General features: G+C 37.9%; 12 protein-coding genes, 3 tRNA genes and 3 rRNA genes. 9 read left to right on the forward strand and 9 right to left on the reverse strand.

Features of this window, described 5'->3' with window-relative positions; genetic code table 11:
- Positions 1-7: 7 nt before the first annotated feature.
- From K5I29_RS11750 to K5I29_RS11780, 7 genes are all read left to right on the forward strand, one after another.
- Positions 8-958: a PhoH family protein gene (locus K5I29_RS11750; protein ID WP_264433525.1), complete on the forward strand. Its 951-nt coding sequence runs from the start codon at positions 8-10 to the stop codon at positions 956-958.
- 611 nt (positions 959-1,569) lie between these two features.
- A 16S ribosomal RNA gene (locus K5I29_RS11755) occupies positions 1,570-3,085 on the forward strand.
- Positions 3,086-3,164: 79 nt separating this feature from the next.
- A tRNA-Ile gene (locus K5I29_RS11760) sits at positions 3,165-3,238 on the forward strand.
- Between the two features lie 86 nt (positions 3,239-3,324).
- Positions 3,325-3,398, forward strand: a tRNA-Ala gene (locus tag K5I29_RS11765).
- Between the two features lie 125 nt (positions 3,399-3,523).
- Positions 3,524-6,405 (forward strand): 23S ribosomal RNA (locus K5I29_RS11770).
- A gap of 120 nt (positions 6,406-6,525) precedes the next feature.
- Positions 6,526-6,635: ribosomal RNA gene (gene rrf / locus K5I29_RS11775) — 5S ribosomal RNA — on the forward strand.
- The 16S, 23S and 5S rRNA genes sit together here with 3 tRNA genes alongside, the layout of an rRNA operon.
- Before the next feature lie 47 nt (positions 6,636-6,682).
- Positions 6,683-6,757, forward strand: a tRNA-Val gene (locus K5I29_RS11780).
- Between the two features lie 158 nt (positions 6,758-6,915).
- On the opposite strand, the gene K5I29_RS11785 is transcribed toward K5I29_RS11780, so the two are convergent.
- From K5I29_RS11785 to K5I29_RS11825, 9 genes are all read right to left on the reverse strand, one after another.
- The gene (locus K5I29_RS11785) at positions 6,916-7,323 is read right to left on the reverse strand and encodes a hypothetical protein (RefSeq protein WP_264433527.1); all 408 of its coding nucleotides are present in this window, start codon (positions 7,321-7,323) and stop codon (positions 6,916-6,918) included.
- Positions 7,324-7,326: 3 nt separating this feature from the next.
- Positions 7,327-7,647 carry a hypothetical protein gene (locus tag K5I29_RS11790; RefSeq protein WP_264433528.1) on the reverse strand — a complete coding sequence of 107 codons (321 nt, stop codon included), beginning with the start codon at positions 7,645-7,647 and terminating at the stop codon, positions 7,327-7,329.
- A 91-nt stretch (positions 7,648-7,738) separates the two neighbouring features.
- Positions 7,739-8,329 (reverse strand): RHS repeat-associated core domain-containing protein, encoded by a 591-nt coding sequence (locus K5I29_RS11795; protein ID WP_264433530.1) that lies wholly within the window; start codon positions 8,327-8,329, stop codon positions 7,739-7,741.
- A gap of 440 nt (positions 8,330-8,769) precedes the next feature.
- A complete protein-coding gene (locus tag K5I29_RS11800) occupies positions 8,770-9,414 on the reverse strand; it encodes an HD domain-containing protein (RefSeq protein ID WP_264433532.1) in 645 nt (214 codons plus the stop codon).
- A gap of 54 nt (positions 9,415-9,468) precedes the next feature.
- The gene (locus K5I29_RS11805) at positions 9,469-10,470 is read right to left on the reverse strand and encodes an acyl-ACP desaturase (RefSeq protein ID WP_264433534.1); all 1,002 of its coding nucleotides are present in this window, start codon (positions 10,468-10,470) and stop codon (positions 9,469-9,471) included.
- Between the two features lie 4 nt (positions 10,471-10,474).
- Complete coding sequence (locus K5I29_RS11810; protein WP_264433535.1) at positions 10,475-11,209, reverse strand: lysophospholipid acyltransferase family protein; 735 nt, start codon at positions 11,207-11,209, stop codon at positions 10,475-10,477.
- An 86-nt stretch (positions 11,210-11,295) separates the two neighbouring features.
- On the reverse strand, positions 11,296-11,706 hold the full coding sequence (locus K5I29_RS11815) for a BrxA/BrxB family bacilliredoxin (RefSeq protein ID WP_264433537.1): 411 nt from the start codon (positions 11,704-11,706) through the stop codon (positions 11,296-11,298).
- A gap of 128 nt (positions 11,707-11,834) precedes the next feature.
- Positions 11,835-14,063, reverse strand: a complete 2,229-nt coding sequence (locus tag K5I29_RS11820) for a TonB-dependent siderophore receptor (RefSeq protein ID WP_264433538.1) — start codon at positions 14,061-14,063, stop codon at positions 11,835-11,837.
- 140 nt (positions 14,064-14,203) lie between these two features.
- A complete protein-coding gene (locus tag K5I29_RS11825; RefSeq protein ID WP_264433539.1) occupies positions 14,204-14,770 on the reverse strand; it encodes a 5-formyltetrahydrofolate cyclo-ligase in 567 nt (188 codons plus the stop codon).
- 87 nt (positions 14,771-14,857) lie between these two features.
- On the opposite strand from K5I29_RS11825, the gene uvrC reads away from it, so the two are divergent.
- Both uvrC and K5I29_RS11835 read left to right on the forward strand, forming a co-directional pair.
- Positions 14,858-16,654 carry an excinuclease ABC subunit UvrC gene (gene uvrC / locus K5I29_RS11830; protein ID WP_264433540.1) on the forward strand — a complete coding sequence of 599 codons (1,797 nt, stop codon included), beginning with the start codon at positions 14,858-14,860 and terminating at the stop codon, positions 16,652-16,654.
- 4 nt (positions 16,655-16,658) lie between these two features.
- Entirely contained in the window at positions 16,659-18,899 is a 2,241-nt protein-coding gene (locus K5I29_RS11835) for a patatin-like phospholipase family protein (protein WP_264433541.1), read from the forward strand.
- Positions 18,900-19,076 lie beyond the last annotated feature (177 nt).

The following is a 19,076-nucleotide window of genomic DNA, read 5'->3' on the forward strand; positions in this document are numbered from 1 at the left end:
AAAGCTTTTGAACGAAAGAATAATTGAACTTACAGATATTACACCAAAGGATTTTTGGGGTACTAACGATAAAAATTTAGAGGTAATAAAAGCGCTTTATCCCAAACTTAAAATCGTGGCACGCGACACGTTTCTAAAAGTTTATGGCGATAAAGAAACTTTAGACGAATTCGAAGTTCGTATACAACGCCTAGCCAATCATTTCATCCGTTACAACGCAATTAATACCAATGTTATTGAGCGCATCATTCAATCGGGGCATCAAGAACTCGAAAAAATGGATTCGCGCGATCAAATTTTGGTACATGGTGTTGGGGGGAAAATTGTAAAAGCCATGACGCCCAATCAACAAAAATTGGTTGATTTTGTTAAGAAAAACGATATGGTGTTTGCTGTTGGTCCGGCCGGAACCGGAAAAACATATACCGGAGTTGCGCTTGCGGTTAAAGCATTAAAAGAAAAACAAGTTAAACGCATCATTTTAACTCGTCCGGCAGTTGAGGCAGGTGAAAACCTAGGTTTCCTACCGGGTGATATGAAAGAAAAGTTGGATCCGTATATGCAACCCTTGTACGATGCGTTGCGCGATATGCTGCCGCCATCAACTTTAGAAGATTATATTACCAAAGGCATCATTCAAATAGCGCCCTTGGCATTTATGCGCGGTCGTACTTTAGATAACGCCTTTGTAATTTTAGACGAAGCCCAGAATACAACCCATTCTCAAATGAAAATGTTTTTAACCCGTATGGGTAAAAATGCTAAATTCATTATCACCGGCGATCCTGGTCAGGTAGATTTGCCACGTAAAACAACCTCTGGTCTAAAAGAAGCGCTTTTGGTGTTAAAAGATGTTGAAGGAATTGGAATTTTATATCTCGACGATAAAGATATCGTACGCCACATATTAGTAAAACGCATTGTTGCTGCGTACAAACGCATCGAAAATCAAGAGTAAAACCCTGTGTTCTACTTTTTTCGTTTATGTGTGTCCCTCGTATCCTCGGGTCGGGCTTTTCGCTTTATCTTTTCGGGTCAATTTCAAAAAGCATCACTTTTTACCACCATAAGCTAGCTTCAAAACACAAAATGTTACCCATTTTTCGCCCCTCAAAGGATACCGCATCAATCCCTCACGCGCGCTGCCAACCAAAAAAGCATTTTTTTGAGGGCTAACCCTTCACAAAATGAACGTTTTAAAAAATAGTTTATAAAAAGATGCATTTTTATTTGTTTGCGATAAGAAAAAGGTACTATCTTTGCCATCGCAAACAAGGATATATGCCTTGTTTTTTTATCTAAAGTTCATAAACCTATTGTAATCTTCAAAAGGCTTTTAAAATCGGCTAAAACCGGTTAAAAAAGAAGGGAAAAAATATTTTTCTAAAAAAGTTTTGTAAGATTAAAAATAAGTTTTACTTTTGCACTCGCAACTGTGAAAAACACGGGTTGCGCTAAAAAAGAAGTAACGATTACGTTCATTGATATATTGAATTGACAGCAAAAAAATAAGAGAGTAATCTCGTATTAAAGAACAAAGACCTAGCAATCGTACAATAATAAAAATATACGATGAAGAGTTTGATCCTGGCTCAGGATGAACGCTAGCGGCAGGCCTAACACATGCAAGTCGAGGGGTAGAGGCAGCTTGCTGTTTTGAGACCGGCGCACGGGTGCGTAACGCGTATGCAACCTACCTTATACTAAGGAATAGCCCAGAGAAATTTGGATTAACGCCTTATGGTGTTTTAGATTGGCATCAATATAAGACTAAAGATTACGGTATAAGATGGGCATGCGTCCCATTAGTTAGTTGGTAAGGTAACGGCTTACCAAGACGATGATGGGTAGGGGTCCTGAGAGGGAGATCCCCCACACTGGTACTGAGACACGGACCAGACTCCTACGGGAGGCAGCAGTGAGGAATATTGGTCAATGGAGGCAACTCTGAACCAGCCATGCCGCGTGCAGGAATAAGGTCCTATGGATTGTAAACTGCTTTTGTATAGGAAGAAACCATCCCTTGCGAGGGGTCTTGACGGTACTATACGAATAAGGATCGGCTAACTCCGTGCCAGCAGCCGCGGTAATACGGAGGATTCGAGCGTTATCCGGAATCATTGGGTTTAAAGGGTCCGTAGGCGGCCTAGTAAGTCAGTGGTGAAAGTTTGCAGCTTAACTGTAAAATTGCCATTGAAACTGCTGGGCTTGAATTTTTGTGAAGTAACTAGAATATGTAGTGTAGCGGTGAAATGCATAGATATTACATGGAATACCAATTGCGAAGGCAGGTTACTAACAAAGTATTGACGCTGATGGACGAAAGCGTGGGTAGCGAACAGGATTAGATACCCTGGTAGTCCACGCCGTAAACGATGGATACTAGTTGTTCGGTTTTCGGACTGAGTGACTAAGCGAAAGTGATAAGTATCCCACCTGGGGAGTACGAACGCAAGTTTGAAACTCAAAGGAATTGACGGGGGCCCGCACAAGCGGTGGAGCATGTGGTTTAATTCGATGATACGCGAGGAACCTTACCAGGGCTTAAATGTAGATTGACGTATTTGGAAACAGATATTTCTTCGGACAATTTACAAGGTGCTGCATGGTTGTCGTCAGCTCGTGCCGTGAGGTGTCAGGTTAAGTCCTATAACGAGCGCAACCCCTGTCGTTAGTTGCCATCGAGTGATGTCGGGAACTCTAACGAGACTGCCAGTGTAAACTGCGAGGAAGGTGGGGATGACGTCAAATCATCACGGCCCTTACGTCCTGGGCCACACACGTGCTACAATGGCCGGTACAGTGAGCAGCCACTACGCGAGTAGGAGCGAATCTACAAAACCGGTCACAGTTCGGATCGGAGTCTGCAACTCGACTCCGTGAAGCTGGAATCGCTAGTAATCGGATATCAGCCATGATCCGGTGAATACGTTCCCGGGCCTTGTACACACCGCCCGTCAAGCCATGGAAGCTGGGGGTACCTGAAGTCGGTGACCGCAAGGAGCTGCCTAGGGTAAAACTAGTGACTGGGGCTAAGTCGTAACAAGGTAGCCGTACCGGAAGGTGCGGCTGGAACACCTCCTTTCTAGAGAAGTATTGATAGGTTCAACTTTATATTGAAATTACTCTCGCTGTTAGTTCAAAAATTTATAAGTAAAATACAGAGTCTCGTAGCTCAGCTGGTTAGAGTACTACACTGATAATGTAGGGGTCCCCAGTTCGAGTCTGGGCGGGACTACTATTTTGTTTATAGATAAAAAAGGAAATTCTAGGGTTGGGTGTTGAGATACTATCAACAAGGATTCAACATTCACATAGAAGAATGGGGGATTAGCTCAGCTGGCTAGAGCGCCTGCCTTGCACGCAGGAGGCCATCGGTTCGACTCCGATATTCTCCACGATTTTAGATAAATATCTAAATAACCGTTCATTGACATATTGCAATAGAAAATACAAACAAAAAGTAGAAAGAAAAAAAATAATTTTTTTACAGTAGAACGCAAGTTCTGTGTAGAAAACTCATACATAAGCAAATTAAGGGCGTATGGGGGATGCCTAGGCTCTCAGAGGCGATGAAGGACGTGATAAGCTGCGAAAAGCTACGGGGATTGGCACACACGAATAGATCCGTAGATATCCGAATGGGGCAACCTGTCTAGTTGAAGACTAGTCACATCGAAAGATGAGCAAACCCGCTGAACTGAAACATCTAAGTAGGCGGAGGAGAAGAAAACAAGAGTGATTCCGTAAGTAGTGGCGAGCGAACGCGGAACAGCCCAAACCAATATTGTTACGGCAATATTGGGGTTGTAGGACCACGATATTTTATGCAAAGCGAATTAGAATAACCTGGAAAGGTTAACCGAAGAGGGTGATAGTCTCGTATAAGTAAGCGATGTAATAGATAGTGGTATCCTGAGTAGGTCGGGGCACGTGAAACCCTGATTGAATTTGCCGGGACCATCCGGTAAGGCTAAATACTCCTGAGAGACCGATAGTGAACCAGTACCGTGAGGGAAAGGTGAAAAGAACCGTGAATAACGGAGTGAAATAGATCCTGAAACCATACGCTTACAAGCGGTCGGAGCCCTTTTATGGGGTGACGGCGTGCCTTTTGCATAATGAGCCTACGAGTTACCGTTGCTGGCAAGGATAAGCACTTTAGGTGTGGATCCGTAGCGAAAGCGAGTCTTAATAGGGCGCTTTAGTCAGTAGTGGTAGACGCGAAACCGTGTGATCTACCCATGGACAGGTTGAAGTTTAGGTAACACTAAATGGAGGACCGAACCCGTTGACGTTGAAAAGTCTTGGGATGATCTGTGGGTAGGGGTGAAAGGCCAATCAAACTCGGAAATAGCTCGTACTCCCCGAAATGCATTTAGGTGCAGCGCTGTTTTAGTTTATTAGAGGTAGAGCTACTGATTGGATGCGGGGGCTTCACCGCCTACCAATTCCTGACAAACTCCGAATGCTAATAAATGTTTTACAGCAGTGAGGGCATGGGTGCTAAGGTCCATGTCCGAGAGGGAAAGAACCCAGACCATCAGCTAAGGTCCCCAAATGTATACTAAGTTGAAAAAACGCGGTTTGTTTGCTTAGACAGCTAGGATGTTGGCTTGGAAGCAGCCATTCATTTAAAGAGTGCGTAACAGCTCACTAGTCGAGCGAACGAGCATGGATAATAATCGGGCATAAGTATACTACCGAAGCTATGGATTTGCGCTAAGCGCAAGTGGTAGGGGAGCATTCTAAACTGGGTTGAAGGTGTACTGTGAGGTATGCTGGACTGTTTAGAAAAGCAAATGTAGGCATAAGTAACGATAAGGAGGGCGAGAAACCCTCCCGCCGTAAGACTAAGGTTTCCTGAGCTATGCTAATCAGCTTAGGGTTAGTCGGGACCTAAGGCACACCCGAAGGGGGACGTCGATGGCCAACGGGTTAATATTCCCGTACTTCTAATAATTGTGATGGGGTGACGGAGTGATGAAAGCACCGCGGACTGACGGAATAGTTCGTTAAAGTACGTAACTATAGGACTTGTAGTAAAATGCGCAGGTCTTGGTGAAATACGATAGTACACAAAATCTTCGGATGGCGTGATAGTGTGCCTAAGGGCTTCCAAGAAAAACCTCTAAACATAGATTATTAGAACCCGTACCGTAAACCGACACAGGTAGTCGAGGAGAGTATCCTCAGGCGCTCGAGAGATTCATGGCTAAGGAATTAGGCAAAATAGACCTGTAACTTCGGGAGAAAGGTCGCCAGCAGCAATGCTGGCCGCAGTGAAAAGGTCCAGGCGACTGTTTATCAAAAACACAAGGCTTTGCAAAATCGTAAGATGACGTATAAGGTCTGACACCTGCCCGGTGCTGGAAGGTTAAGAGGAGATGTTATTCGCAAGAAGAAGCATTGAATTGAAGCCCCAGTAAACGGCGGCCGTAACTATAACGGTCCTAAGGTAGCGAAATTCCTTGTCGGGTAAGTTCCGACCTGCACGAATGGTGTAACGATCTGGACACTGTCTCAGCCATGAGCTCGGTGAAATTGTAGTAACGGTGAAGATGCCGTTTACCCGCAGTGGGACGAAAAGACCCTGTGCACCTTTACTATAGCTTAGTATTGTTCTTGGATAAGTGATGTGTAGGATAGGTGGGAGACTATGAAGTGGCGTCGCTAGGCGTTGTGGAGTCATTGTTGAAATACCACCCTTTGCTTATCTGAGGTCTAACTCTGCGTTGCAGAGGACATTGCTTGGTGGGTAGTTTGACTGGGGTGGTCGCCTCCAAAAGAGTAACGGAGGCTTCTAAAGGTTCCCTCAGTACGCTTGGTAACCGTGCGTAGAGTGCAATGGCATAAGGGAGCTTGACTGAGAGACATACAGGTCGATCAGGTACGAAAGTAGAGCATAGTGATCCGGTGGTTCCGCATGGAAGGGCCATCGCTCAAAGGATAAAAGGTACGCCGGGGATAACAGGCTGATCTCCCCCAAGAGCTCATATCGACGGGGGGGTTTGGCACCTCGATGTCGGCTCGTCACATCCTGGGGCTGGAGAAGGTCCCAAGGGTTGGGCTGTTCGCCCATTAAAGTGGCACGCGAGCTGGGTTCAGAACGTCGTGAGACAGTTCGGTCTCTATCTACTGTGGGCGTTAGAAATTTGCGTGGATCTGATTCTAGTACGAGAGGACCGAATTGGACTAACCTCTGGTGTATCAGTTGTGCCGCCAGGTGCATCGCTGAGTAGCTACGTTGGGCAGGGATAAGCGCTGAAAGCATATAAGCGCGAAACCCACCACAAGATTAGATTTCTTTAAAGGGTCGTTGTAGATGACAACGTTGATAGGCTATAGATGTAAAGGCAGTAATGTCATAGTCGAGTAGTACTAATAACCCGTAAGCTTATGTATTTGTCTCCTGCTGAAATTAAGTAGGCAGGAGGACTTCTTTCTAATAAAAGTAGAAGAGTTTGTATAGAACAACTATTGTAATAGGGTCAACCATATATTGCTAGATATAGCAAACCGATTTAAGGTGGTTATTGCAACGAGGCTCACCTCTTCCCATCCCGAACAGAGAAGTTAAGCTCGTTAGCGCAGATGGTACTGCATTTATGTGGGAGAGTATGTCGCTGCCTTTTTTTAAAAACCTTAATGTATTTAAAAATAGATTAAGGTTTTTTGTATCGGGCGATTAGCTCAGCTGGTTCAGAGCACCTCGTTTACACCGAGGGGGTCAGGGGTTCGAATCCCTTATCGCCCACCGAGAGAAGAACTCCTCATCAGAAATGATGAGGAGTTCTTGGTTTTTAATAATTGTGAATCTGAGATTATTTAGTGAATGTATTTTGTATATAAATTTATTTTACACATTTCACTTTTAATCTATTATGACTCTAATTGTGGATTGGTTAATGTAAATTATATCTTTTGATATGGATGCTTAAAATCTCTAAAAGAAACTCCATTAATTAAAGGATTACCGCACTGCCATTCCATAGTATAAATAGTGTCTTTTTTTCGTATTTCTACAACAGGAGAATCTTTCTTCTTAACAAGCGTATCTCCTTTTTCACAAAAACTTTCGATAATATCATACCATCTATAATTATATGCTTTAATCAGAGTATCTTTTTGTGTATTTAAATTCTTTCCTACCAAATTATAATACCATGTTCCGTCACCAGCTAAATTCTCAGGTTTTTTACACAAGAGAAGATTATAATCTTCCTCTGAAGTTATTTTAGTCATTTTATCACAATTTTCCTTCTCTAAAAAACAAGAAGATAACAAAATACTAACTAATAAGCTTAAATATATTCGATTCATTAATTATGGTTTGATTGATTTTACATAATTTTTAAAATTACTTATTATCTCAGAAGATGAGTACGTTTTTGATTCTCCCATCCGAATTCCTCCTCCAAGTCCAAAACTTACCTTATTAGATCCAATTCCTTCACTAGGTCTTGAATGTCCAAATGTAACACCATATCCTCCATTAATATCATTACTTGCCCCTGATATCCCATTGAAAAGATTTACATTTGAGTTAGTTTTTTCATAAAAATCCATAGTTGCAGAAAATGAGGGTAAATAACTAGAAATATCTCCAGAACTAAACCCTACAGCTCCCGAATATGAAAAAAACATGTCAAAATTATTTCTTGCGTCGCGAACTACACTTATCCCAAAAGAAGAACCAAATGCTGATAAGTTAGTAGAAAAGCCAATTCCATCTGGATTATAAGGGCCATATATTCCTGACGGGACCTTTATAATATTTTTTTAAATAGTCATTAAAAGGATTTAAATTTAAACTATAATCTTGATTTATAGATTCTGTGGTGCCATCTGAATTATTAGAATTAGTAATTTCAATACTATTCATAATATTTCCATATTGTTCATTTCCCCAATTTTGTCCATTATAGGTTACCTGCCCATAATCTGGGTGGTCAAAAACATCTCCTATACTTGCGTTATCAGGGCAACCGTCACACTCTGGAGCCATACCTGTAGGGTCGGTATATCGGACGGGGTTGCTAAAGGTATAACTATATGGACTCCAACTCGGGAACATTTCGGCTAATGGGTCAACATTCATCCAACGTCCTAAAGCAGCATCGTAATTACGAGCCCCGTAATCATACCAGTTAAGCCCTAATTCATCTTGTAACTCTTTGCCGTTATATTTATACTTATAACTTGGTGTTTGATTTGGACTACCATATCCTTTATGTTTTAAAACAAAAGGATAGTAATTATTCGTATCAACAATGGTTAAATTATTTGTATTTACGACAGTTTCATCATATTTATAAGAAACGCGCACGTTATCTAAATGTTCTGAGTAGTTGTAAATATATTCAAAATTATATTTGTTTCTATATTTTTAAATTGTCAATAAAAAGCAACATGCTTTGATGCGTTATAAGTGCTTGTTTTTCAGTTTGCGTTTATTGTTTGTTAGTTATGTTGATATTATTTTATTTTAGGCTTGTTGTTTTAATTTATGCTTAGTTATATGAGATTAAACTCTTGCCTAAGAGTTGTCGAACTCTTGCTTAAGAGTTGTTGAACTCTTGCTTAAGAGTTGCCGAAGTCTTGCTTAAGAGTTTACTAAAACCTACGCAGGCAGTTTTTGCGTTAGGGATAGTAGCGGTGTCCTTTTATGTAACGGAGTGGAATAAAAGATAAAGCGGATAGCCCGACCCGAGCTATCCGCTTTATGCATATTTGTATTATTTTGTGTGCGAGGGTAACGCGCTTATTTTATTTTTCGCCGTCCCATTCGGCATAAAATTGTGCTAAAAAGGTTAGCATGTATTGGTGGCGTTGTTCGGCTATTGTTTTACCGGTTGGTGTGTTCATTAAATCTTTTAAAAGCAGTAGCTTTTCGTAAAAGTGATTGATGGTTGACCCACGATGCTTTTTATATTCTTCTTTGGTCATGTTTAGTTTTGGATCGTGACCCGGTAGGTGAATGGGGTTGTTTTTGTAACCACCGTAATTAAAGGCACGTGCAATACCAATGGCTCCGATTGCATCTAAACGATCGGCATCTTGTACGATTTGTAATTCGATTGAATTGAATGTGCGATTAAAATTGCCGCCCTTAAACGATATGTTTTCAATAATTTTTACGACATGATTAATTACTTCTGGATCGGCATTTTGGCTTTCTAAAAAGGCTTGAGCAGTTTTAGGTCCAATAGTTTCGTCACCGTTATGAAATTTGCTGTCGGCAATGTCGTGTAAAAGGGCAGCTAATTGTACTACTAAAAGATTACACGGTTCGTTTTGCGCAATTAATTGGGCGTTGTTGTACACACGTTCTATATGATAAAAATCGTGGCCCGATTCAACATTTTCTAGTGTTTGTTTTACGTATGTTATGGTGTTTGTAAGTAAGCTCATAATTTTAAAAAAATAAAAAAGGTTGGTAATATTACCAACCTTTAAATTTACTATTTATTTTACTAATGATGGGTTAACCCATTTAAAAATATGTGGTTCTTGTGGTACTACCAGGCGTTCTGCCAATCTGGTCATGCGGTCTGGTAATTTCATTAAATATTCGCGGGCTTTTTCGGCTTCGTCTGTTAAGCCGTTAATTTTATCAATTTCCCATTTGTCGATTAGTTTACGTAAAATTTCTACATAATCTAACGCAGTATAAACGCCTAAACGTTGTGCTGAGTTTGAGAAGTTAACAAAAGCCGAACCTTTTTCGCCACCCGATTCACGAATTAAATTGGCTGGCATAACAATGTTTTTTTTCATCATGTAATGAAAAGCTAACATCATTTGAGAAGGATCTACTTTAAATATTTTATTAACAAACTCTGAATATGCGTGGTGGTGACGCATTTCGTCGCCGGCAATCATTTTACAAAGTTTAGAAAGTTTTTTATCTCCGTATTGCTTTGCAATTTGTGATACGCGGTTGTGCGAAATGTAGGTAGCTAACTCCTGAAAACTTGTAAATACAAAGTTTTTGTATGGATCGCGATCGGCACCGTTGTCAAACCCGTCGTTTAATAAATGATGCGTTGTAACTTCTACCTCGCGCATATTTACTTTACCAGAAAGGTATAAATAGCGGTTTAATAAATCGCCATGTCGGTTTTCTTCTCCGGTCCAGTTTCTAAACCATTTTGCCCAACCGTTTTCGCGACCATTTTCTTCGCGTTGGTTGATGCCATCTAAATCTAATAACCAAGATTCGTATGTTGGTAAAGCTTCTTCAGTAATGGTATCGCCTACTAAAACTACCCAAAAATCATAAGGTAATTCTTTTGCGATTTCTCTTAATTCTTTTACTTCGTCTAAAAAAGTATCAGATTGCGAGTTTGGCAACAAATCTGTTGGCTGCCAAATTTTTTCTACAGGAAGTAAAAACTGATCTAGAAACGCATCTACGTTTTTTTCTAGAAACTGCATTACCTCTAAGCGCACGTTTTGTATAGACATATTGTTAGTTTTTAATGTCGCTGATAATTTTATCTTTTGTTGTTTGAAAAAGTTGTTCAAACGGATAATCTTTAACAGCTAGTGGTTCGTGAATTTTGAGTTTTATGTTTGTTCCTAATCCCATCGGAAAGTTACCATAACGCAACATTTTCCATGAGTTATTAATAGTAATTGGTACTACATATGCACTGGGTGCGTATTTACATAATATTTTTAATCCGTTTTCAGAAAAATGCTTTGGTTGTCCGGTTCTGCTTCGGGTTCCTTCAGGAAATATTACGGCAGAGCGGTTGTATTTTTCTATATATTGGCTCATGCCTTTAATAACCGGCAAGGCTTGTTTAGGATCTTTTCTGTTAATTAAAACGCTACCGCCATATTTTAAATTAAACGATACTGACGGGATGCCTTTACCTAATTCAATTTTAGCAATAAACTTTGGATGCCATTGGTTTAGCATCGAAATAATACCAACAATATCAAAAAGCGATTGATGGTTGGCTACAAAAATGATAGGTGCGTTTGTCGGAATTTTTTCGCGCCCTTCTATGCTGTAACTACTAAAAATTAAATAAGCCGATTTGGCTAAAAAAAAGTTTAAAATATCTACACTTTTTTTATGTGCTTGGTAGCCGAATAGTTTTAAACAAACCCATTGTATGGGCTGAAAAATAACTAATAAAATAACTAAAGCAATTACATAAAGAATTGAAAATGGGTAGGATATTATTTTTTTCATTCTGGTTAATTATTAAGCAAATATAGGCTTTTAAATAAAAAAACCACGTTAAAACGTGGTTTTTATGAATCAAATGTTTGTTTTAACTAACAAAATTCGTTGTATGCGTCTTGTAAATTTTCAGCAATTAATTCTGCCGGACGTCCTTCAATGTGATGACGTTCTAACATGTGCACCAATTCACCATCTTTAAACAAAGCAATTGCTGGAGATGATGGAGGGAATGGGAACATTTTTTCACGAGCTGCATCTACCGCTTCTCTGTCAACACCTGCAAAAACCGTTACTGCTTGTGCCGGTTTTTTAGCATTGTTTAAACTTGCAATTGCTCCTGGACGTGCGTTACGAGCTGCACAACCACAAACCGAGTTAACAACAACTAAAGTTGTTCCGGTTTTATCAATTGCATTTTGTACTTCTTCTGCGGTATATAATTCTTGAAAACCAGCGTTTACTAATTCGTCACGCATTGGCTTAACCATTTCTGCTGGATACATAATTTATTCGTTTTAATTTAATTACAAATTTACGCATAAATTTAAAATTAAAATCAATAAAAAACGAATCTTCTGGATTTTATCTGTTCCAAAAAATTCGTTTTGTTATTTTATTCTTTATTTTTTACTTAAAAACGGTAGTTAAGTGCTACTGCCATATTGAATGGATCGATTTGGTTGATGTAACCACCTCTGAAATAAGAATTTAATCCTACTTGATCGGTAACGTTGTTTAAGAACACACGTGCTTCCATTTTTTTGTACGTATAACCAACTTGGAAATTTAAAGTTGTGTACGATGGCATGTTAAAAGGAGCAATTCCGCCATAATTTCCGTGCCCGTCTGGTGCTAACGAATATTCGTTTACTGGTCTGTCACCTACGTAATATAAACCTGCACTTACGCTTAAACCTTTTAAAGCTGTTTTACTAAATTTATATTGTGCCCAAAAGTTTGCAGTATGTTCTGGAGCATTCATTGGTGCTGATCCGTTTACGTAAGATGGTGAATTTTTATAACGTGCATCTAACCATGCGTAACCAAACATAACTGTAATATCGTTTGTAATACGTCCGTTAATTTCTGTTTCAATACCATCGCGCACTAAATCACCTGCTTTAAAGTAATAACCGGTTGTAACGCTAGATCCTGGTAAATATTCGCTATTAGATAAGTTTGCGGTATTGATGTGGAAATAGGTAAAGTTGAAACGTAATTTATTATCTAACCAATCTGATTTAATCCCGGTTTCGAATTGGTTGGTTGTAGATGGACCAATTTTTTCGCCATTTGCCATTAGGTTACTTGCAGAACGTAAGCTGGTTGAGTTGGTATATGAACCAAAAACGTTAAAGTTTTTAAATGGTGTTACAATTACCCCAACGCTCGGATTCCAAGCACTTTCACGACGTCCGCTTACTCCCGTTCTATCTTCAGTATTAATAACTGAATAACGTAAACCTAAAGTTGCTTTTAAGTATTTATTAAACTCAATAACGTCTTGAAATAAAATTCCAAATGTGTTGTAGCTAGCTATTACATTTCCGCTTTCTTGAAACGAAACTTTGTATGGGTTTACAGCGCCATTTGCGTCTGTGTACGTCATGTCGTTTAAGTTGTTCGGAATGTTATCGTAAATGTTAATTTCGTCAATTTTATTTGTTTTAACTCCGTTAACGTACGAATCAAAGTTGGTTGTATTTACGTTCGATGAACGGTAGTCAAAACCAATTTGTCCAATATGTTTAATTTTTCCGGTATATAAGTTTTGTCCAATTAAATCAAATTGTAACGTTTTGTTCGAATCTTCTTTATACGAACGTGCAATAGTACGATTACGAATATTAAAATCTTGATTTCTGTTAACCGGTGTTGTAGAAGTTGCCATGTTGTCCACATCCATGCTATTTGATGCATACGCCCCACGTAACGAGAAAATATCATTAATCTCATGATCAACACGTGCCATTACCGATTTAGAAACGGTATTGTTGTTGTCTGAACGTAAACCTAAAAATTTATTATGTGGTAAAACGTATAACGCATTTGTACCTTGGTTTGCAGCTAAGTTTACTGCGGATGTATGTGGCGTAACGTTTGAATTTAAATAATCTCCTTCAACAATAATTCTTGTTCTTGGCGATGCCTGAAATGCAATAGATGGATTAAAATAAACACGATTTGATGTAATATCTTTTCTATAGCTGTCTGCAGATTCGTACGCACCGTTTACACGTACCGATAATGTTTGACTTTCGTTTAAAACTTGTTCCACATCAAAGGTTGGTCTAAACTGATTCCAACTTCCTACACGCACTCCAACATTGGCGCGGTTGTAAAAATTAGGTGTTTTAGTAACCACGTTAATTACGCCACCAGCGTTACCTAAATCTGTAATAACGCCTTGTGTAATAGCTGCCGAACCTTTAATTACTTGAATAGATTCTACCCCTTGCATATCAATAACTCCACCAGCAGTTTGAAATTGCGATTCTATACGAACCCCATTTTTTAGTACTGGAACGCCTCTAAAACCGCGTGTTGACATAGATTCTTTTACTCCACCGTAGCTACCAAATAAAGTTACGCCAGGTACATTTCTAATAGCTTCTGTAATGGTTAAAGCACCTTGCGCTTCGATTACTTTGTGCGAAATAATAGAAATACTCTGGATCTGATCCGATGGTTTTAAGGGCATACGTGTAATAGCTTCTAAACCTTTTGGCTTTCTATTACGTTCCCCAAAAACTTCAATTTCATCAAGTTCAGTTTTTTTGTTTAATGTATCTGTGCTTACTTGAGCCGTAGCGATAAATGAAGACGAAAGAATTAACGAAGAAATGATAAAACCTTTCATATATTGTTTTATTTAGATTTATTTAAAATTGCAGGGCAAAAGTATTAAATAAATCTAAAACTCAAAATTTATTTATACCAAATCTAAATAAAATTTATATAAAAATGATTTTGGTCATCTTAACACATTAATTTTTGTATTTATCTAAACGTATAAAGCTGATTTGGAGTGACACAAAAATCTAAAGCAATATCTTTTTCGTACGCATCTTCAATTGCATTTTCTGCCTCAAAAAAACTTACTCCAACTTTAATAACGTTAGGTTTGCATTTGCTTAAAAACAAATCGTAAAAACCTTTACCGTAACCTACGCGGTTTCCTTTTTTATCAAAAGCAAGCAGTGGTACAAAAACTACATCAATTGTTTGCTCATCCATTTTAATTCCGCCTGTAGGTTCAGGAATTCCGTAGCTATTTGTTTCTATTTTTGTATTATCGGTTAATAAGTAATTTACCATTTTGTTGGTTTTAAAATCCGATTTAGACAAAATTACGTTTTTATCTTTCCCTTGTAAAATATGCATAAGGTACTCGGTGTTTATTTCGTGCAAACGCGTAATAGGTAAAAAAACATGAAAGTTATTGTATTGCCAAATGTTTAATTTTAATAAGTTGTTAGCAATGGCTAACGACAAATCTTCTTGTTCGGTTTTTGTTAATGCTTGGCGTAAAGCTTTATATTTTGTGCGTAAATCTTTTTTAAGCATGGTAGTAAATGTTTAAGATGTAATAAAGATACAATCAAATTTAAATACAAGTTGAATTTTGTAAATTTGAATGCAAAATAAATTTTTATGACAACTACGCCTTTAGAACTTCAAATACAAACATTGCCTGACAATCCGGGGGTTTATCAGTATTATGATAAAGACGGAAAAATTTTGTATGTAGGTAAGGCAAAAAATTTAAAAAAACGTGTTTCTTCTTATTTTAATAAGGTGCACCAAGTTGCGCGTACCAATGTTTTAGTTAAAAAAATTCATACCATAAAACATATTGTTGTTCCTACTGAAACCGATGCGCTTTTGTTAGAAAATAATATGATTAAAAACTTTCAGCCACGTTATAACGTGTTGCTTAAAGATGATAAATCGTACCCGTGGATTTGCATCAAAAAAGAAAGATTTCCGCGGGTATTTTGGACCCGTAATATGGTAAAAGACGGGTCTGAATATTTTGGACCTTATACCAGTCAGAAAACGGTTTATACCTTATTAGATTTAATTAAAGAATTATATCCGTTACGTACCTGCACGTACGATTTGTCGGTGCCAAACATTAAGGCCGAAAAATTTAAAGTTTGTTTGGAATACCACATTGGTAACTGCAAAGGACCGTGCGAAGGTTTGTTTGAGGAAGAAGCTTATAATAAGCAAATTCAAGCCATTCGCGATATTTTAAAAGGTAATTTTAAAGAAAGCTTAAAAGATTTTAAAACCCATATGACCGAATTGGCTGCGGATTTAAAGTTTGAAGAAGCCCAGAAAATAAAAGAAAAAATTGAAGTTTTAGAAAAATACCAATCGCGTTCAACCGTTATCAATCCAAAAATATCCAATTTAGATGTTTTTTCTATTATTTCTGATGAAGCTGCTGCGTACGTTAACTTTATTCAAATTGCGCACGGAGCCATTATTCGTTCGCATACCATGGAACTGAAAAAAAAGCTGGACGAAACCGATCAGGAACTTTTAGAATTAGCTATTATTGAAATTAGAAATCGCTTTGAGCTAACCGCTAAAGAAATTGTTGTACCGTTTGAGGTAGAATTGGGCGAAAATATTCGCATTACTGTGCCTAAGTTGGGCGATAAAAAAGATATTTTAAATCTTTCAGAACGCAATGCCAAATATTACAGGTTAGATCAGTTAAAACAATTAAAAATTGTTGATCCTGACCGCCATGCCAATCGTATTATGGCTCAAATGAAAGCCGATTTGCATTTACCGACCGAACCGCGTCATATAGAATGTTTTGACAATTCAAACATTCAGGGTACCAATCCGGTAGCAGCTTGTGTGGTTTTTAGAGATGGTAAACCGTATAAAAAAGATTACCGTCATTTTAATATTAAATCGGTTGAAGGGCCAAACGATTTTGCTTCGATGGAAGAAGTGGTTTACCGCCGTTACAAACGCATGTTAGATGAAGGTGAATCGTTACCGCAATTAATTGTGATTGATGGAGGAAAAGGGCAACTTTCATCTGCCTTAAAATCGATCGATGATTTAGGGCTTCGTGGCAAAGTTTCTATTATTGGTATTGCTAAACGTTTAGAAGAAATATTTTTTCCGGGCGATAGCTATCCTTTATATTTAGATAAAAAGTCAGAAACTTTAAAAGTAATTCAGCACATTCGTAACGAAGCACACCGATTCGGAATTACGTTTCACCGCAATAAACGATCTGCCAATGCGATTAATAGCGAAATAGAAGCCATTCCGGGAATTGGTGAAAAAAGCATGGTTGCGTTATTAAATCATTTTAAATCGGTTAAAAAAATAAAAAGTGCTAACTTAGACGAACTTAAGGCCGTAGTAGGTTTATCACGAGCTCAAAAAATAATTAATCATTTCAATACCCAGAAATAACTTTATGATTCGAATCGTACTAATCTTTTTACTAAGCAGTTTATTTTTTAATGTGTTCGCACAAGATTCGGTAGCTGTACAACAACAAAAACCAAAAATCGGATTGGTTTTAAGCGGCGGTGGCGCAAAAGGTTTAGCACATATTGGAGTTTTAAAAGTTTTAGAAGAACAAGGCGTTGAAATATCGTACATCACCGGTACCAGCATGGGTGCCATAATTGGTGGATTATATTCGGTGGGTTACAGCGCTTCGCAATTAGATTCTATTTTTAGGGTAGTAGATTCTAAAGCTTTGGTACAAGATTATGTGCCCAGAAAAACCAAAGGATTTTACGAACGTCGTGATGACGAAATTTATGCTTTACAACTGCCGTTTGATAATTTTAAAATCGGTATTCCGCCTTCTTTATCAAAAGGTATGTACAATTATAACTTGTTAACCCGATTAACGTACCATGTGCGCGATGTTAAAGATTTTTCTAAACTACCTATTCCGTTTGCATGTGTAGCAACCGAAGTTGCTACGGGCAACGAAGTTGTTTTAACCCAAGGTGATTTGGTAGAAAGCATTATTGCTAGCGGCGCTTTTCCTTCGCTTTTTAGCCCGGTAAATATTGACGGAAAAGTTTTAATAGATGGGGGAATTGTAAACAATTATCCTGTGCAATTGGTTCGCGATATGGGAGCTGATATTGTTATTGGGGTTGATGTGCAAGACGATTTAAAAGCTGTTGATGATTTAGGTGGTGCTATGGGAATTTTGTTACAAACTACCAATTATCCCATGGTAAAGCAAATGGAAAACAAACGTGAATTAACCGATATTTATATTAAACCTGATATTACAGGATATAATGTGGTATCTTTTGATTCGGGTGCAGAAATTATTGAGCGTGGAGAAAATGCAGCAACCGAATTATTACCACAAATTCAGGCAATAGCAAACCAGCATCAAGTAAAACAACTGCCGGTGCAAAATATGCTGCATCCTACAGATCCGATTTATGTAGCCGAAATTATTGTTGCAGACAGCACCTTATCTAAACACAACAGCGATTATGTAATTGGTAAATTGGGTTTCGAACCTTTTTCTACAATCAATTACAGCATGTTCGAGGACGGAATTTCGAGCCTTAATGCTACGCAAAACTTTTCGACCATTACGTATGATTTTGAAAATACGCCAAATAATCCAGAACAAGTAAATGTTCGTTTAAGTTTAAGAGAATCTCCGGTTAATCGTTTTTTAAAGTTCGGTGTTCATTATGACGGGCTATATAAAAGTTCGGCATTGGTTAACTTAACGCAGCGTAAATTGTTTTTAACCAATGATACCGCCGTTTTAGATGTAATATTAGGAGATAATAACCGATATAATTTTAGATATTATTGGGATAATGGTTTTAGTTGGAGCGTTGGGTTTAATTCGCGTTTAAACAATTTTACCAATAACATTGCTTACGATATAAATACATTGCCGGGGTACGAAAATATTGATGTTTCTAAAGTTAATTACCGTTATTTAGATATTATTAATCAGGTTTATGTACAATCCTTTTTTAAAAATCGCTATTTAATTAGTTTAGGGGTTGAGCATCGTTATATAGATTTAACTACTGAATCGTTATTCAATAAAAAAACACGAATCGATCGTAACAGCTATTTTAATACATTTGCAAACTTCCGTTACGATTCGTACGATAATAAATATTTTCCGACACGCGGTATTACGTTTAATGGAGAATATAAAAACTTTTTTTATTCAACCGATTCTCAATACGACGTGCAGCCTTTTTCATTGCTTCGTGGTGATATTGGTTTTGCAATTCCGGTATCTGAAAAATTAACATTAAAAATTGAGTCTGAACTTGGGCTTATGTTTGGCCCTCATACGCTGCCTTTTTTTGATTATGTATTGGGCGGATATGGCTTTGCACAAACTTATAATTTTAGACAATTTTATGGGTATGATTTTACCTCGTTAGTAGGTAACAATTATATTAAAGGTTTAGTAACTTTAGATTATGCCTTTTATAATAGGCATCATTTAAACGTTTCGGCCAATTTTGCCAATATCGGAAATGATATTATTAAAGAAGCTAAAATGTTTACCACCCCTAAATATTCGGGTTACGCCTTGGGTTATGGGTATCAAACCATTATTGGACCGATTGAAATTAAAGAATCTTGGTCGCCAGAAACAAATAATTTTTATACTTGGGTTAGTGTTGGCTTCTGGTTTTAATATTTTACTACCTTTGTATTCGATTTGCACTCAATTGGTTAAACCATAAAAAATAAAGATATTATTAACAATTGTTAGTTTAGGTGCGGTATTTTGTTACTTTGTTATTAAACTTTTGTTAAATGCTAAAAAACATTGTGTAATTATCAAAATCCAACTTAAATTTGTATCAGCAAA

It is taken from the genome of Flavobacterium agricola, from assembly GCF_025919725.1.
Lineage (GTDB): Bacteria > Bacteroidota > Bacteroidia > Flavobacteriales > Flavobacteriaceae > Flavobacterium > Flavobacterium agricola.

Excerpts from the sequence above, each read along its gene's own strand:
- K5I29_RS11790 (WP_264433528.1), bottom strand. The coding sequence starts at position 7,647 with ATGTTTTTTTCATATTCGGGAGCTGTAGGGTTTAGTTCTGGAGATATT.
- uvrC (WP_264433540.1), top strand. The coding sequence starts at position 14,858 with ATGACAACTACGCCTTTAGAACTTCAAATACAAACATTGCCTGACAAT.
- K5I29_RS11825 (WP_264433539.1), bottom strand. The coding sequence starts at position 14,770 with ATGCTTAAAAAAGATTTACGCACAAAATATAAAGCTTTACGCCAAGCA.
- K5I29_RS11820 (WP_264433538.1), bottom strand. The coding sequence starts at position 14,063 with ATGAAAGGTTTTATCATTTCTTCGTTAATTCTTTCGTCTTCATTTATC.
- K5I29_RS11815 (WP_264433537.1), bottom strand. The coding sequence starts at position 11,706 with ATGTATCCAGCAGAAATGGTTAAGCCAATGCGTGACGAATTAGTAAAC.
- K5I29_RS11800 (WP_264433532.1), bottom strand. The coding sequence starts at position 9,414 with ATGAGCTTACTTACAAACACCATAACATACGTAAAACAAACACTAGAA.
- K5I29_RS11835 (WP_264433541.1), top strand. The coding sequence starts at position 16,659 with ATGATTCGAATCGTACTAATCTTTTTACTAAGCAGTTTATTTTTTAAT.
- K5I29_RS11810 (WP_264433535.1), bottom strand. The coding sequence starts at position 11,209 with ATGAAAAAAATAATATCCTACCCATTTTCAATTCTTTATGTAATTGCT.
- K5I29_RS11785 (WP_264433527.1), bottom strand. The coding sequence starts at position 7,323 with ATGAATCGAATATATTTAAGCTTATTAGTTAGTATTTTGTTATCTTCT.
- K5I29_RS11805 (WP_264433534.1), bottom strand. The coding sequence starts at position 10,470 with ATGTCTATACAAAACGTGCGCTTAGAGGTAATGCAGTTTCTAGAAAAA.